This is a genomic window from Prevotella herbatica, assembly GCF_017347605.1.
In the GTDB taxonomy this organism is placed as follows: domain Bacteria; phylum Bacteroidota; class Bacteroidia; order Bacteroidales; family Bacteroidaceae; genus Prevotella; species Prevotella herbatica.
Window position 1 is genome coordinate 1,660,098 of record NZ_AP024484.1, and the last position, 17,945, is coordinate 1,678,042.

At 36.6% G+C, this 17,945-nt stretch carries 11 protein-coding genes; 1 reads left to right on the plus strand and 10 read right to left on the minus strand.

Features of this window, described 5'->3' with window-relative positions:
- Nucleotides 1-46 precede the first annotated feature (46 nt).
- From prwr041_RS13750 to nhaA, 9 genes are all read right to left on the minus strand, one after another.
- Complete coding sequence (locus tag prwr041_RS13750) at nt 47-652, minus strand: sugar O-acetyltransferase (protein ID WP_207155466.1); 606 nt, start codon at nt 650-652, stop codon at nt 47-49.
- 80 nt (nt 653-732) lie between these two features.
- The gene (locus prwr041_RS06235; RefSeq protein ID WP_207155467.1) at nt 733-2,037 is read right to left on the minus strand and encodes a DUF2851 family protein; all 1,305 of its coding nucleotides are present in this window, start codon (nt 2,035-2,037) and stop codon (nt 733-735) included.
- Nucleotides 2,038-2,533: 496 nt separating this feature from the next.
- Entirely contained in the window at nt 2,534-3,238 is a 705-nt protein-coding gene (locus tag prwr041_RS06240; RefSeq protein WP_207155468.1) for a hypothetical protein, read from the minus strand.
- 9 nt (nt 3,239-3,247) lie between these two features.
- On the minus strand, nt 3,248-4,321 hold the full coding sequence (locus tag prwr041_RS06245; protein WP_207155469.1) for an adenylate/guanylate cyclase domain-containing protein: 1,074 nt from the start codon (nt 4,319-4,321) through the stop codon (nt 3,248-3,250).
- A 232-nt stretch (nt 4,322-4,553) separates the two neighbouring features.
- Nucleotides 4,554-6,422, minus strand: a complete 1,869-nt coding sequence (locus tag prwr041_RS06250) for a PIN domain-containing protein (RefSeq protein WP_207155470.1) — start codon at nt 6,420-6,422, stop codon at nt 4,554-4,556.
- A 2,028-nt stretch (nt 6,423-8,450) separates the two neighbouring features.
- Entirely contained in the window at nt 8,451-9,650 is a 1,200-nt protein-coding gene (locus prwr041_RS06255) for a tetratricopeptide repeat protein (protein WP_237072318.1), read from the minus strand.
- 381 nt (nt 9,651-10,031) lie between these two features.
- Complete coding sequence (locus prwr041_RS06260; RefSeq protein ID WP_207155472.1) at nt 10,032-11,357, minus strand: TIGR00341 family protein; 1,326 nt, start codon at nt 11,355-11,357, stop codon at nt 10,032-10,034.
- 10 nt (nt 11,358-11,367) lie between these two features.
- The gene (locus prwr041_RS06265) at nt 11,368-13,377 is read right to left on the minus strand and encodes a BCCT family transporter (protein WP_207155473.1); all 2,010 of its coding nucleotides are present in this window, start codon (nt 13,375-13,377) and stop codon (nt 11,368-11,370) included.
- Nucleotides 13,374-14,723 (minus strand): Na+/H+ antiporter NhaA, encoded by a 1,350-nt coding sequence (nhaA, locus tag prwr041_RS06270; protein WP_207155474.1) that lies wholly within the window; start codon nt 14,721-14,723, stop codon nt 13,374-13,376. Before nhaA ends, prwr041_RS06265 begins: the two co-directional genes overlap by 4 nt.
- A 357-nt stretch (nt 14,724-15,080) precedes the next feature.
- Between nhaA and prwr041_RS06275 the strand changes: the two genes are divergently transcribed.
- Nucleotides 15,081-16,349, plus strand: coding sequence for a dicarboxylate/amino acid:cation symporter (locus tag prwr041_RS06275; RefSeq protein ID WP_207155475.1), 1,269 nt, complete (start codon nt 15,081-15,083; stop codon nt 16,347-16,349).
- 116 nt (nt 16,350-16,465) lie between these two features.
- Here the strand turns inward: prwr041_RS06275 and prwr041_RS06280 are convergent, their stop codons facing one another.
- A complete protein-coding gene (locus prwr041_RS06280; RefSeq protein ID WP_207155476.1) occupies nt 16,466-17,932 on the minus strand; it encodes a hypothetical protein in 1,467 nt (488 codons plus the stop codon).
- Between the last annotated feature and the right edge of the window lie 13 nt (nt 17,933-17,945).

Below are 17,945 nucleotides of genomic sequence, written 5' to 3' on the forward strand. Positions count from 1 at the left end.
TAGGAATTTGCATTAAAACATCTTACGATATAAACACTACTCATCATTATAAAAGGTCTATTTTGCTGTCTGCCTCCGTTATCTTTCTTTTCGGTTTGCATGGGCTGCCGAATGCGACATAGCCTGCAGGAATATCCTTTGTTACGACACTGCCTGCACCGATAACAGTTCCGTCACCGATAGTAACACCTCCTAAAATGACTACATTTGATGCAATCCATACATTATTGCCAATATGAATCTCATCGGCATATTCAGAAACAGACACATGGCCATCTTCATATTTCATAGCCGTACGCTCTTCGGCTATCAGTGGATGATTAGTTGCCATGAGAGATACATTAGGACCAAACATAACATTATCGCCGATATAAATACGAGCATCATCCATTATCATGAGATTGAAATTTGCAAAGAAGTTATTTCCAATGAAAGTATGAGTTCCGTAATTAAATTGTATAGGACCTTGAAAATAGTACTTCTCTCCAATACTTCCTATAAACTCTTTAATAATTGGCAATCTGGCTTTGTCATATTCATCCATAAGATTATATTTTCGGCATAGTTCATGAGTCTTATGTTTAATGTCACGCAGTTCTTTAGTGCGAGCATCAAATAACTTGCCTGCAAATATTCTTTCCTCTTCTGTCATATTGTTCTTATTTTAAATTGGATATATAAGTAAACTAGAATAATCCCCCTAGCGTAAAATATTAATGATTAGATGTTATTCTAGCCTATTTTTTCGCCTTTAAGATATTCATATCCTATTCTGCACCTCAGGCAGTTCTTCTTGTCACAGTATTCGTTTTTTAGTTGGATGAGAGCTTGTGAGTCTCCTGCATTATCAACTTTCAGTCCGCATTCTTTCCACATCCTTACGATATGATTGTTTTCTGCTTTCAGTTGTTCCAAAAAATCGAATGCTCGGTCGCAATATTTCTCTTTACTCTGATGCCTGCCGTATGCGAACAATACAGGGATTACTGTGTTTATCATCAGTAGGTTTAGTGAGAAAGGGGAGATATGCTTCTCGTTTTTTTCACTCTCAGAACCAAATGTGTAATGCGTTTCCCAATATGGTGTCACACCAGTGTGCATCGTGTTCATTGCTTCTTTTACTGTATCACATTCCACAATTTGACTGATGCTGCATTTAGCTGCATAATACAGATTCGCAAGTTGCGATATACGTATATGGGGAAAGTTCTGCGGGCGCAATCTCAGGAACCTCCACATATTACCGTCAATCTGTTGGAGTCCGAATTTATGTTTCAGATACAGATACTCGTTCTTCAACTTGTTGAAGTAACCATCAGCAATTGCATCATGATGATATTTCTCAGGAATGGTGTCCAAATCCAATAATCCAGCCTGCCCCATGAATATTGCTTCTATTTGGAAAAGGTTGTCACGGTGATGTGCAATGTCGTTAAGCGGAATACTCAAAGCCCATTGTTCAAATGCGTCACCATTAATGCCGAAACCGAAGTTGCGTGCTAACGTAACAAAAAATCCAGCTTCCCAAGAACCGTTACATTGCTCAACTCTATTTATTATGGCATCTGTTTTCTGCTCAAGACGTTCCGTTTGCAGAGCACTCATCCAAGAGTGAACCATTAAGTTGCTTAATTCGGGTATTATCTTGTAGCATGGAGGGTAGTTGTCTGTTGAAAGTAGTTCGGCATAATGTCGTGTTACATGTTCAGGAACGTCAAGTTGCATTTGTGGAATACAATCACCATTTTGGTTTTTAACTTCCATATCAATATCACCGCAAACATGCAAAATGACATTATTATATCTTTCGTCTTTGTCGTGTTTATGTAGATACCAGTCACTAGCTTTATCGTGTATCTCAACGTTTCCCACCCAAAGAGTGTCATCTATTTTTATTTTAGCGTTGAAGAAATCAGGACCGGAATTCATGTTGTGTAATCCGGAGTCAATTACTTCTACGTGGAGTCCTTTAGTGGTCTTCATCTCATGCAAAGGCAGCATTTTATGCTTCCAAACATAGTGTAGTAATTGTTCCATTATTTATAGTGGTATATAAGGTCTTTAATTTATGCAAAGATATCGCCAGCGAGCGCAGAATCATCAAGTTTACTTGAATGTTATGCCGAGTGCAGCTTTATCTTATGCAAAGGTACGCTTTTATTTTTAACGTGAAAATAAACGCTATTATTATTATTATTTATTGTGAGAAGTAAAACGATCTTTAGAGCGATAATCAATAAACTATTATTAATAATAAAAGGAGTTACAGTAATGTAACTCCTTTATTATGATTTTGCCAATGCTTGAATAAGGTTTTATAATACACTTATCATGAACGCAATATCTATGTTCAAATAAAAGGCTTAACGATCTATTCTATTGATGAAGAAAACTCTGCAATATATCTAGAAGTTATTTGCAAAGGTTTGCTATGTATACTTTCTCTTTAAAGTAGAAAACCTTGCTCCAAACATATCTTTTATGCACTCCAAAAAGCTATTGCAATTATGTTTCCGTTGGTTATCTTCATCTTTTATTTAATAAACATTATAGCTATAAATAACATGATAGAAACGACAAGTAAAAACTTAAACCAGTACAATCCCTTATTGTAATTTTGAAATTTTTTAGTTGCGATTTTAGAATTCAAATAGATTTGCGATTTTAAGTCGTCAACGAATTTAATGTTGTCTTCCTTAAATATTTCATATTTCATCTTATTAATAGAACCATAGAATATATATGAAGTTTTTTCTAATCCAGGATGATCTTCACGTATCTTCTCATCATCAATATTTCCATTTATAGCTAGGAATAAATAATAGCATGATGTAATAAGTATAGCAATAGAAATGGCTAAGAGAACGAAGACTGTAAATCTACTCCATGAAAAAGATAGATTACTTGTCTCAGTTATATTTTCTACGAATGGATTAAAAATATATTTTCGAAGATATTTTAGAAAGTCGCTTGTTCCTATGACGGTTATGGTGACGCCTACAATAGCAAGTAGGATGCCAGCCTTCTGGTCACAACTATTTATCCAAGAATTGACAGATTCTAGAGTGTATTCAAAATCATCCTTCTGTTTTTTATCTTCATTAGAAAGGATAGTGATTGCTGTTTCGTCATTAGCTTTTTTTTCTCTCTTTATGTTTATAGGCTTGTTGTGGCGATAATACTTGTAACCTATAATGGCTACACAAACTACAAAAAATATTATTCTATATGTTTCCATATGTTATTTTCACTTTATGTTCAAGTTACATCCCAATACACTAAAATCAATATCTTTGAATTTACTTTTATCTACAGAAACAAATGTTTTCTTTATATCCTTTTTTGTAAGTCTATTAAAAACATCTGACGATATAACTACTGCAGGAATGTTATCTTTGCCTGCCTTATCGGTTAACCGTGAAGCTAAGTTAGCAGGCTCACCAATCCATACCAAGTTTTGGTATTCGGGATTTTCATTTCCTTGTACTGACAAGCCAACTTTGATAACATCTATATTACCGTAATGGATTCCTATACCACAATAGAAATTATCATTTGGTAAGGTTTTGCCCATTTTAAGACTACAAAAACTCATAATAGTTCCTGCACATAGTACTGCGTTATCACAACAACTTGCTTCGTCAAAGACTATCATTACCCTGTCTCCGATAATATTGCGCACATGCCCATTATATTCTTTTGCAATTCTAAGAACCCCGTATATAAACGAAGAATACATGTGTGCCAATGTTTGCGATCTGTGGTCACTATTTTTCTTTACCGAGTCTCTTATATCTACAAATAGAATGCAAGTAGTCAGCGAACGCCCTATGCGATCTTCATGTCTGGAAAAAGTGAGATCAGAAACAGTTGGCACAGAAGCATTCTCATTGAAAATAGTATTATGATTATTGATACTATCCACTTCACTCCCTATTTCTTTCATCAATATTTGCTTGTTGTAATCTATTTCAACTTTTGGATAATAGGTGAAAATTTCATTATCGGTATAAATAGAGAACTTTGCATTCTCTTTAATAAAATCTGGTAAGTGTTTCATAGGATTACCTTGTAGGTAAAGTGCTCTTAATGATTTTGTATTTAAAATGCCATTATGCAATTGAGTAATATTATTATTTTCAAGATGTAAATAGCGCAATTTCACCAAGTCACCGATATTAACAGGGATTTCTGTTATATGGTTATTTGACATATCTAATCTGCTTATTTTCTTGTCTGCAAAGACATCTGTTGGGAACGTCTTAAACTCTTTGCTGCATAAATCTAATTTTCTAGGTTTTTTTCTTCTTATTTTAATCATAATATATTATCTTTGCAATGCTGAAGGGACAGTTAGTTATACATGCCAATGTGGAGGGTGAAGAAAGCAAACTCCAAGCTATAAGGTAAGAGTGAAACGATAGCAGAAAAACTGTGACAAACGGAAACGAAATAATCGGGTACGTTTCGGGACAATTTTATCAATCGTTGGAATCCCTATTTTGGTCATCTTCCGGGATGGCCTTTTTTATAATTCAACTCATCCTGAGCCATCACTTCTTTTTTGTTTTCAATACTTTTTGAATATTTACTTCTGTTGATGGCATCAGTGCACTAGCCGTTATGCTATTATTGTCCTTTTGTGCAGCTGTAACCATCTCTTTAATAGAAGGATTAATCAAAGACCTTTGCAGAATTCCTTGAGCAACTAGAGGTTCCTTAAAGCTATCTGCTACTGATTGCAAAGCAGAGAATGATGATATTGCTGCTGTTTTTTCTTTTTGTTTCAATACTTCTTGAATATTCAATTCTGTTGATGGTATCAGTGCACTAGCCGTTATGCTATTATTTACCTTTTGTGCAGCCGTAATCATCTCTTTAATAGAAGGATTAATCAAAGACCTTTGTTGAATTTCTTGAGCAACCAGAGGTTCCTTAAGGCTATCTGCTACTGATTGCAAAGCAGAGAATGATGATATTGCTGCTGTTTTTTCTTTTTGTTTCAATACTTCTTGAATATTCAACTCTGTTGATGGTATCAGTGCGCTAGCCGTTATGCTATTATTTACCTCTTGTGCAGCTGAAACCATTTCTTTAATAGAAGGATTAATCAAAGACATTTGCTGAATTCCTTGAGCAACCAGAGGTTCCTTAAGGCTATCTACTGCTGATTGCAAAGTAGATAATGATGATATTGCTGCTGTTATTGGGGTGTTTATCTTTGGCATCTCTAGGGCTTGCTTGATTGCCGACTGGATAGTTGGACTCATTGCTATGTTGCCAAGTTTTCTTGTAGCCTTATAAGTGCCATGTGGATAATCTCCATCAATAGCATCTTGTAGATCATCAGTATCAATCTCTATGATATCTATCTTTGGTTTTTGATTGATTTCTGATGCGGTGCGATCCATTTCAATAGTTACCTTTATAGTAGAGGTAATTTCTACATCTGAGTCTATATAATTCTCGAATATATATCCTTTTTCTTCTGGATCCCAGACACTATTTTCTTCACTAAAATGATTAATATTGATTTTAGTATCCAAATTTACATAATAGATAGCTTGTAAACACTCTGACTCAACTGTTAGTATCTCTATATCTTTAACATTACTAATTAAATTCAATGTTTTGATGCTCACTTCATTAATATCAACATAGTTAAAATGCTCTGAATATCGCGATACATCATCAAGGTATTTCTCTACATATTTACGAATATTGGGTTCTAGGTCTGTTGAATTATTTTTTATGTAATCAAATAAGCGAGTAATGTCCTTCTTATCACGTTCTCGTTTTTCGATTTCTTCTTCATGTTCAGGAATTCGCTTCGAAAGAAATTCATTTAAATAAGCACTTGGGTCACGATTGATAAAGAGTGTGTTATTATACTCACACATATCACCATCAGTAGAAAATATCTGAATCTGTTTAATGCTATTCTCTGCCGCATACTTCTCCAAGGATGCAAGAATAAAGGCATCAGGAAATTCTTTCTCCTTACCCTTATCACCAAAAGGCTTTTCTTTGGCAAAATATCTATTAACAACCGATTCAAGCTTATCACAGACATAGCTTGTAGGTATCTCTATTACATTTGCTCGATTCATATGTTCGTTAAATGCGTCCAAGACTATCGTGTCGTAGGTATTAGCAAGTTTCTCATGTTCTGTAAGAAAACCATTCGCCTCTTTTGTTTTTCCCATAATGATAGTTTTTCTTTCTACCTCCGCGAACTTTAGTTTTGTTGCTACATTATAGTGTTTTATCCATTCTCTTTTGGCTATTTCAGGCATAAGAATCCGAATCCAACCTTCTCCAGCCAGTTCAAATAAACGATAAACAGATTCCGTTCTTTTAAAATACGATTGTTTTATAAAAACAGAAGTATCTATGAATACATAGTCAAATGGTTTTTCCATATTATATTTTGAGTTTTTTTTTACGGCAATGATGCTAGCCCTGATAAAATAAGGTATAATGGTTATCAAATGCAGTAAGTTGACGAATAAAATACATGTTTACTATTCTCTCTTTGAAATTAGATAGAACATCAGCATCTTTGGTAAGAGGAGGCTTTTGCTTTATTACCTAACCCTTCTTTTACAATGTTCTTGCGTCTTTTCTATTTATAGATACAGATTGCTCTATCCCCCCTCAGCAATATGCCAAGTATCTTCTGGATCAGACATCAGTACTTCCTTTCAATAAAACAAATATATGGACATATTCAATAATATCTTGAGAGAATAACAAGTAAACAGCAATCATGAAAATACACATTTCATCCTCCTTCAGGGGAAATCCTGAAGAGTAAATGAGAAGGATATTAATTCCGCATGTGGACTGCTATGAGTTTATGATTTGCTCGTATTCTCCACGGTGAACGAGTGATGTCCGCAGATTGCCATTCAACTCTTTTTCGTTATTCGTTACAAATGTACACAAATATTTTTATTTGTCGTTGTGTTGTATGAAAAAAAATGTATCTGATGTGCTTTTTATGAATAATAGAACCATAAAGTTATACCTTTTCAAGACAATCACGCTCATTATTTCTTGCGAGAATTAATTACCCTAAGCATCAATGCTGATAAAGATAACTGAATTGTTCATCTTACTTTGTACGATTACGATATAACTAACTTCATTACAGTCTGCCCCCCTATATCTTTCTTGTTTTTTAGCTACGAAGCTACGGCAACTCGCGTAAAGCCCATAAACATAGGATTTGACGATACGTAGCTAGGTCTATTTAGCTACGGTGAGCTACGTACTAGCTACGTCAATTTGTGTCATTTTAAGGATGAAATGTATTTTATAAGTAAATTTGTCAAAGAACTGTTGGCTGCATCTGAAAAATTGCACACGTAGATTAAGTAAACAGGAGTAGAATTTTCTGTGCTTAAAGTTCTGCTGGATTCCGCTGAATTCTCGGCAAAGGTACTGCAAAATTTTTGCCCATGCAATGGAAATTAGGTTAGACTGTTAGCCAAAGTTTTAATAACTGGGGAGTAACACATTGATAGCACACGTGCGTGTGTATGCGCACTCAGAGTTTTTCGTAAAAATAAGTGTCGAAGTGTCTATTCGTTGAGCATCAAATTGTTAGAATACTTTTTAAGTGACATTAAGTGTCGGTTATTCGTCGGTAAAATATGGGTGAACATTTTTCCTCATCTTGTATTGCGTTTTACGAAGTAATTCGAGGTGTTTTGCGATGTTTTGCAGTGCGTTTTACGTTATATTGCATTGTACTTTACGATGTTTTAGAAGGTAAAACATCGTAGAAACGTTTGCGTTTCTATATGAAAACAGTTGCATTTCTATATAGAAACGCATGGAAAACTCAATATTTTACCGCCATTTTACCGTCACTTTATGACGTCTCATTCGTCGATAAAATATTGATATTCATTAAGTTGACACTTCGACACTTATATTTTTCAAAACCCTAAGTGCGCGCGTGATCGCACGTACATTATATAAGCAGAAATTGATAACGTAGCTAGTACGTAGCTCACCGCAGCTAAATAGACCTAGCTACGTGCCGTCAAGCCCTCTGTTTATGGGCTTTGCGCGAGTTGCCGTAGCTCCGTAGCTAAAAAACACCAAAAATGCAGAGAAAGCCTCAAAATGTACAAAATTTAAATCGTCACTGAGAAATCTAGGCTTCAAACATGTATTTGAACATGCTGGACAAAATGCTAATCATTTTGATTAGACTCCAATTTTTATTTTATGAGACACACCGTTTCTATTGTGATTTTATATTCAAGGGCACACGAATAATATTAAGTTGTGAACAAAGATGCAATATCATTAGGTGTTATTTTCTAATATCCTCCTCCATATATTTATGTGGAGATGAGGAATATTTATAACAGAATAACAGAGAAGTTCTCATTTAATGATATTTGTATAGTTTCATTTTCAAACTCCTTAGTAATCTATTTCGGAGACTTTTTCAAGGATTTGTCAAGTGTCTCATATTTTTCTTCTGCCAGTTTCATGATTTTTAGCTTATCTGGTGTATAGGCCTGTGCAAATGGTTCAAGTGGAGGTACAATGCCGAGATAATCCTTGTTGTTTATGTAGAACCTTGTCATTTTAATTATAGCTGCCAAATAAATAGTCTTATTAAATTTAATATTGTAGCGCAACCCATTGCTTATTATGCCCGCCTCATAGGCAAGAAAGCAGAGTGCTCCTGACGTGCTTTGGCATATATCATTCTCAAATTCGCCAAAAGGGACCGTCACATCTTTCGACTGCATATTCCAATTGTGAAAAAATAGACTAGCCTCAGACATTTTAGGGGCTGTAATTGGATGATCGAGGTAATAATTAGAACAGTATAAAGCTTCTGCATTATATTTTGAAGCTTCCTTGGCAGAAGCAAACTCCTTTTCTTTAGGTACCCGCAAGTCGGCAGCTCCCTCCTCCAGTAGCATAGCAATCTTATCTGCTGCAGCTTCATTACCCGACTCTTTGAGATACTTCTGAAGAGAGACCAGCTCGTCTAAATATGGAGTAGTATCATCTCCATTGTATTTCTGTATAATTTTCAGTCCCTTCAGCTCTTCTGTAATAGCGTCTTTGAAACGTTGTAATTTAACCAACGTCTCTGCAAAGTTAGTGTATGCCGATCCCAAATTCATCCACTGAGTCATATCTTTATTCGGCATTTTTTCCAGAAGACTAATAGATCTTTGTGAGCTCTCTACAGCATCATTCATTTGATTGGCGTTCATCTGGCAAACGCTCAGATAGTTAAGTAGTGAAGCATAGTTGAAACTTGTAGAATCTTTGAATTCAGTCCAAAGCTCAACTGCCTTTTTTACTTCCGTTAATGCTTCATCAAATTTCTTTAAGCGTTCCATGCACATTCCGCGATTTGCAATGAGCAGGATGAGATTTGAATCGCTTTTGTCCACTTGTTTGGAAAGCATGTCTATTTGTTTGGTCCTTAGCAGATAGCCTCCGGCATAATTGCCGTTATTTATTGCTACATCTGCAAGACTGTCTAAGCTTTTTATATCATCTTGAGCTTTGACAGTTATAGGAACTAGCAACATAAAAAAGAAGATCATACTAAATAGACTAAATTTCTTCAGTCCACGCTTTTCGTAAACATTTAAGTTGTTCATATTTCTTGTGTGGTTAATTATGTTTTTATTTATTTTCATACGTTTCATGGCTCTATAATAGTGCAAATATAATCATTTTAGACAATTAAAGCAATGATTTGACTTGAAAATTTATGGAGAATCAGCCAAAAAGAGATAAGATAACCTTGTCGGCTAATTTAAACCACCTTATGAAACACCACTCAATGAAATAGAATGTTTACGCAAATAATAGGAACAAGTTCTCTTTATTCAGTAGAGAACAAGCTGATCTGTTTTATCCAATTCTTTCCAATGTTTAAAGTATTGGAAAGAATAGGATAGATTATGTGCTCAGCTTCTATTATATTAAGTGAAACTGATAGTATCAGCTATTACGGCTAATAATAGAATTAGGGAAGATCACGGTCTAGTAATAATTAGTCTTAAACTATCAGCATGACTTCTTTCTTTCAACCATTTCTGTAACTGTTCACGAGTGGCCTCCTTAATAGGCTTTTGTACTCCAACAATAGCGGTTATAAATCTTTTTGTAGGCAGAGTGTCTGTGCTGACTTGAACGGTAGATGAAAGAATAATATTTTTCACTTGTGGTGCAATTATTTTCAGTTCACCCCTTATATCTTGACTCAATAGCTCGTAGCTTCGATACTCTGAAAGCTGGTTTTTAAGTTTAGTGTTCTCCACTGTTGCTTGTTCCAAAAGATGTTGCTGGTCTGAACTATTTAGGTTATAATTGGTCAGTTTGTTTTTTAAAGCCATGATGCTGTCGGAAACAGTTCCCTGTATTACTCTCAGTTTGTATCCTTGTAATGTGCTATAGTTGTTGATCGCAGCTTGTGCTTCGGCAATCTTGTTTTTAGATAATGCTCGTCCTACAGCCACGACTCTAATTGTACTGTCTTTGCCAACACTATTGGCGACTATTTGTGACCCTTCCCATTGTAAATTTTCATGGATAAATGTGCTTATTTGTGAGTTAAAGAGACTCTGACGCATGATTCGCCATGTCATTATACCCGCTGGGATCATTGTGAGAACAACGATGGCTATAATTGTACGACGGACCACTTTAGAACGTTTATCGTCAAGAAAAGTTTTTGGACGGAACTTCATTAGTTTTATACCGATAAATGTTCCTAAAGCAATAAATACCGTATTGATAAAATAAAGGAAAAAGGCTCCTGCAAAAAACGCCCAGTATCCATAAGCCAGTCCGTATCCTGCTGTGCATAGTGGTGGCATCAAAGCTGTGGCAATGGCTACTCCTGGAAGTACATTTCCTTTGTCACGTATGCAGAGTGCAAGAATGCCTGCGCCGCCACCTATAAAGGCAATTAGAACGTCGTAGAGTGTAGGTGTGGTACGTGCTAGTAATTCTGATTGAGTACCTTGGTATGGGGAAAGCAGAAAATAGATGGTCGCGGTGATGATACTGATGAGTGTAGCTACAAGATAGTTTTGCGCAGATCGTTTGAGCAGCTCTATGTCATTTGTTCCGATAGATAGTCCCATGCCGATTATCGGTCCCATGAGTGGTGAGATGAGCATAGCACCTATGATAACAGCAGTTGAATTAATGTTTAATCCAAGCGATGCTATTAAAATGGCGAATATTAGAATCCAGAGGTTGGCTCCTTTGAAAGATACCCCGTTGGAAATTTGAGCAACGCTTTGTTCCTGACTTTCCAAGTCGTGGTTAGCGTTGAAATAATTTTTGAAGTCCATAGTTGTAACTTTATTTTTTATACTCTTTTTTATCAACAAACATCATCGCTTTATCTTCATCAGCCATGATACTCAAGTAGCGTTCGTACTCACGCAGTACATCTGCAATTATTTCGTCTTTGCCAAGATATTGAATATCGTTGCCAGTACGCCCATCGCTGTAATAGGTTACGGGAATATATTGCCTGGCATTTTTGATGTCGGGTGTATTATTTTCGTCTATGATATACGCTGATATGCGTTGTGCCTCAGCGCTGACTCCATATCGAAAATTCCAAATGCGATCGTAGTGGATAAATAATTCTATTGATAAGCCTCCACGATTACCTTCTATAATACTGGCATTGACACCCTTCTTAGCCAATTCAGCCTGTAATTCGATGAATGCGGGATGGACTTTCTCTTTGATGAAGTTGCTTATATCACGTTTTTGCGAGAAAGAGAGAATCTGGTCCAAACGTTCTTTCCATCGTGTTCCGTCCCAATTGCGACTACCATAAGGTATTTTAGTGCCATGGTAGAGTTGATCAGTACGTAGCGCTTGCAATAGACAGAAGCAAAGTACAAACATGATTAATCCAAATGGTAATGCCATGATTAGGGTCATTGTTTGGAGAGATCTTAAACCGCCAGCCCGCAAGAGAATTATTGAAATCAATGCCAAAAGAATTCCCCATAAAATTGTTTGCCATTTTGGGCTGTTGGGACGGTTGCCTGTTGCAATGCTGTTCATTACAAGAATACCAGAATCAGCAGAGGTAATGAAGAATACTGCAATCATTAATACTGCTAATACGCATAGTGGCGTAGCCAATGGGAATTGCTCAAAAAATGTGAAAAGCAAAATATCAGGATTGCCAGCCAGTGCCGAGAGGGCACCATGGGCAGAGTGCGTGTCTAAGAATATAGCTCCGTTTCCAAATACGGTCATCCATAAAAAGATAAACAATGACGGAACAAGTAATACGCCAAAAATGTACTCACGAATTGTTCGTCCACGCGATATGCTGGCAATGAAAAGTCCAACAAATGGAGCCCAACTAATCCACCATGCCCAGAACATGACCGTCCAGTTGGTGAACCATCCGCGCCCATTTTGTTCAAAAGCAAAGGTATTAAATGTAAGGTCAGCAAACTGATTGACATAATAACCAATTCCTTCGCTGAATGCTCCCAACAGAAAGGTTGTGGGCCCCAGAAATAAGACGAACAACAATAATAGAATCGCTAAAATAAGATTGAGTTCGCTGAGCCGTTTAACACCTTTTTTAACTCCAGCTACGGCTGAGGTTACAGCAATACTACTCACGATTATAATGATGAAACTTTGAAATGGGAAGCTTGACTTGCTAAGAATGCCAAGATGTACAAGACCTGCATTTAGCTGTACTACGCCGAATCCTAACGAGGTAGCAATGCCGAAGAAAGTGCTGATAAGGGCAAAAACATCTACGATATCTCCAATAGGGCCATTGATGCGTTCTTTAAGAAGAGGGTATAGTCCACTGCGGATAGACAGTGGTAATTTGTAGCGGAACGAGAAATAAGCAAGTATAAGTCCCATGATAGCAAAGATGGCCCAAGCATGGAATCCCCAATGAAAGAAAGTTGCCAGCTGTGCTTCTTTTGCAGGATTTACCATATCAGGGAGTGCAGGATTGACATAATGAGACATTGGCTCTGATACTCCGAAATACATGAGCCCAATTCCCATTCCTGCAGCAAACAGCATTGCTATCCATGAGAAAAAACTATATTGTGGAGAGGAATTTTCTGCACCAAGCCGAATATTTCCTATCTTACTAAATGCTAGAATTAATAGGAATATCAGAAAAAAGGATACAAGAAGAATGTAAACCCAACTCAAATTTTTGTAAATGGCATTCTGTATAGTTGTCAGAGCTTCGCTCATCAGATTGGGAAAGATAGCACACAGAAGTGAAAGAATTATGAGAGATATGAATCCTGGGTATGCAACCCGTGGAACCATAGTTGTTTTTTTAGGAAATATATTTTTCATAACACATTTGTTTTTTTTGAATGATGAGAAGTGGAACGTAACAAAAAATAGCCGATTGTTCCACCGATAATAGATGCTGAGAAAATGCCAACCTTTGCTTGAATGATGTTAGTGGGATCAGTAAAAGCCAATGCCGTGACAAACATTGACATGGTGAAGCCGATTGATGCTAGAAATCCTATTCCTACGAGCTGTCTCCATGTCATTGTTTTGGATATGTTCCCCAATTTGAGTTTGGTTAGCACCCATGTTGAAAGTAATATGCCAATAGGCTTGCCCAATAGGAGACCCAACAACACACCGATAACTACATTCGACGCGAAGAGGGTTGAAAAGTCCATGTCAATAAAGTTTATACCGGCATTAGACAAGGCGAAAACGGGCATAATGCAGAATGCGACAAATGGATGTAGCCCATGTTCAAGACGCTGCAGTGGAGGCACAGCTCCTTTTGAGGTCTCTTTTACTTTTGAGATAATCTCAACCTGCTCTTTCTCTAAAGTGATAACATCGTTGGATTGCGTTTCCTCAAAGTGATGAAGTTGCTTTTTCAACCGTGAGATAAAAGCCGCTTCTGGTATTTTAGAATCTGCTGGAATCATGAATGCTGATAACACCGCTGATATTGTGGCGTGTACACCTGACATTAGAAATGCCGTCCATACGCCACCAATACCAAGAATAGCGTAGAACCATACATTTTTAACCCCCATTTTGTTGGCTATAAACATGACCAACAGAAAAGCAACTCCCACAGCAATACTTACTAAAGAAATGTTTGAAGTGTAAAATAGGGCTATAACAAGAACAGATCCTAAGTCATCTACAATTGCAAGTGTAGTGAGGAAAACCTTAGCAGCCAGAGGAACACGATCGCCAAGAAGATAGATTACTGCTAAGGCAAAAGCAATATCTGTCGCCATAGGAATTCCCCATCCATTTGCAGCAGATGTTCCATGATTGAATAACAAAAATATTAAAGCGGGGACTATCATTCCCATAAGAGCTGCACCCGAAGGCAGAATGACTTGACGGATATGCTGAAGTTCTCCACCGATAAACTCCCGTTTCAATTCAAGTCCAACAACAAAAAAGAACATAGACATCAGACCATCGTTAATCCAATGCTCAAAACTAAAATTAAGATATGATTTGCCATCTACAATAAAACCGAGATGATGATGAAAAAACTCCTGGTATTCGTAACGTAGGGGAGAATTGCCCAAAATTAGAGCTACAATTACAGCTAAAGCAAGTATGATGCCTCCTGATTTCTCGTTCTGCATGAACTGTTGAACTGGCATTACGATCTGATGGTTGATTTTGCGTTGATACTTATTATCCATATATAATTGATATAAAAGAATTATGTGTTTTCTGAGCTTAAAAATCTTAACCAGATGGTTTTCTGGTACGAACTCATGTCGTTATTGAGATAACATTTAATCACAAAGATAAGAAATAATATTGAGAAATTAGAATGATACTTATATATTTATGGTTAATTATGGCTTGATAAATCAATAGAATATCAGATGAAAATGTACTTAGTATTGGGGGATTTCTCGATTTCAATAACGATGAAATAAGTCTATGCGTTTTAACTATTTTTTTGTTTTATATATGAAATACCATGAATAGGGTATTGCTTATATTATCTAATATGATTAATTTTGACACGAAATATTAGGTAATAGAAGAAGATGATAGATAAAAAGAAATCGTTTATAGGAAAGCAGAAGCAGATGATGCTTTGGATAGGTGCACTCGTTGTCGGAACATTGTTAGGATTATTGCAACAAGGTTGGCTTAATGATATTATGACGTTTGTAGCAACTGTTTACACAAGATTGTTTCAGTTAGTTGCAGTTCCTGCTATTGTACTTGCTGTTATAACAACCCTTGCTATGTTTGGTATGCAGAAGGATACAGGTCGCATTTTCAAGCATGCAGTATTTTACACTTTACTCACTACTATATTTGCAGCGGCAGTTGGATTAATACTCTATTTGATAATTCGTCCAGGCAATCTTCCAGCCGGACTTGTGAATAGTGGAACAAGCGTGATACCTCAGAATCTAGGGAATCAGACTTATTATGACCACATTCTTCAGGTCATACCTAATAACGTTGTAAAACCATTTCTAGAAGGTAATGTGCTATCACTGCTTTTGTTGGCTTTTGCTATTGGTATTGGCTTGGCAAAGTTGCCAGAATCAGAGAATAAAGCGACCTTAGTAAAGGGTATTGAAGGATTACAGAGCCTGCTCTTTCTTCTCATCAAAGGGCTTATTTGGACACTTCCTTTAGGTATTATAGCCTTTTCGGCTCAACTTTCAGCTCAGGTTTATGCGGGCGTTGCAGCAGAGTCACTTGGAAAATACGTTATGGTGATATTGGGTGGAAATGTCATTCAATTCTTTATCATTCTTCCTCTTTTCCTTCTTGCCCGTGGTATCAATCCACTGAAACATCTTGGAAAGATGATGCCTGCCGTATTGATGGCACTCTTTACAAAAAGTTCGGCTGCAACATTGCCAGTGACGATGGAGACAGCCGAGAGTCGTGCTCATATATCGAAGAAGGTATCTCGTTTTGTGTTACCAATCTGTACGACTATTAATATGAATGGTTGTGCGGCCTTTATCCTTGTTACTTCACTCTTTGTAATGCAGAATGGAGGTATTAGTTTGTCAATCGGTCACATGATACTATGGCTATTCATAGCTGTTATTGCAGCTGTGGGTAATGCTGGGGTTCCGATGGGTTGCTATTTTCTTACCCTCTCGTTGATGACAGGGCAGGGAGCCCCTATAGGCATAATGGGTATTATTCTACCTATTTACACAATTATTGATATGATAGAAACAGCCGAGAACGTGTGGAGTGATAGTTGTGTAGCCGCAATGACGGATAAAGACGTAAATTTGGTTATTCCAAATGAGATTGGAACTGAGGTTCTAGTCAAATGATGCAGAATTTGTTGCGTAATCAAGATTAAATGAATTATGTTACACGAAATAGTTCGCAAATGGTCTCATGACAGAGATCCTTGCGAATTGTTTCGTGTTATTATTTATATAGATGTTTACTTATCTCCGAAGATGTTGAGTTCTTCAATCTTTTGCTGATTCTTTGACTTCATTAACTCTTCGTATTTCTGCTCAAACAAATTTCTGAGACAAGGATTAGTAATCACTTTGCGATGAACAGTCATAAAATCGTTGAATACTTGCGATTTCTTTTTATCGTTAGGATTTGTACGATATATTGAAATTGCATGACTAAGTTCTCCAGAATCAAACATCCATAACTGTAAGAACAGTGATGGTTCTTGTGTGTGGAAAATCTGCTTGTCGGCTTCCATTACAGAATCAGCCATATCATTCCAGGATAGACTCAGTTCCCCTTTATTATTAGCATGAAGTCCAGTCATGATATTGTCATATCCATCGCTGAATAATACCCGACCTCTAAACCCACCCATGATAAGATATGCGGGGTCGTCTGCTCTAAGTTTTCGTAGTAAAGTATAATCACTAAACTTCTTATTAACAAAGTTTCCCTTGATAAAAGTGTTTTCCGTCACACTGTCGTCGAGATAAATTATATCAATCAGTTTATTAAGATCAATGAAATATCTCTGCAATACATGAATTTCCTTCTTTGTGAGATTGAATCGTGCTGCAAGATATCCTAAAGCTTTATCGCCAGTTTTCGCAGACTCGAAAAATGAAAGACGCGTTGCTGTAAGCATGTAAGACAGATTAGCCATTGGCGAAGTTTTGGAAAAAGATGCTCTTCCGTTTTTATCGAAATTTACCTCTGTGGTCTTGCCTTGTTCCAAGTAATAATTGGCATCGTTTATGCAGCTTGGCACGTAATTTGAGAAATGAGGATAACTCACAGGAAGATGGTAGATGTATGTCTCAACATTATTGCTATCACTTCTGAGTGAGTCCATGGACATATTATAGATTATCCCAGGCCCTATGTTGTCGATTCCAATGTCAGTCCATGTGACGTCGTGAAAGTTCTTATACTTATTCTCCTTTGACTCTTTCACAATAAGAGTTGCTATTCCTGGCTTAAAAAAATCGTCGATATTAGTAATGATTTCAGAACTGGTGTCGTATGATGATAGCTTCGGAAAGTTCATTTCGTAGCTGGCATCATGAATCCCGAAATAATTCTTGCTATATTCATGATTCATAAAATCAAAATACTTGGTTGTTGCTGGCATAGGATCGAAGAATAAACGATAACTTAATCCAGTCTGCTCAAATCCATGAATATTATAATACTGTTTGCTTTCGGATACTAAAGCAATAGGATTGGTGAAAGTTAATTTCTCAGGGGTGTCCGACTTTACTGTAACAACAGTTGCAGAGTCAGTGAATTCAACCTTAACAAATTCCAATGTTGTATTCTTTTGAAAAAAGTTGACTGGAGCTGTATAAACAACTACAGGATGGTTAAAAGTAATAACTTTCTCTGCTTTTGCACAGATAGTAGCCATGCAAAATGCAGCAAGTAAAAATATTCTTGTTTTCATTATTTTCGTTGTT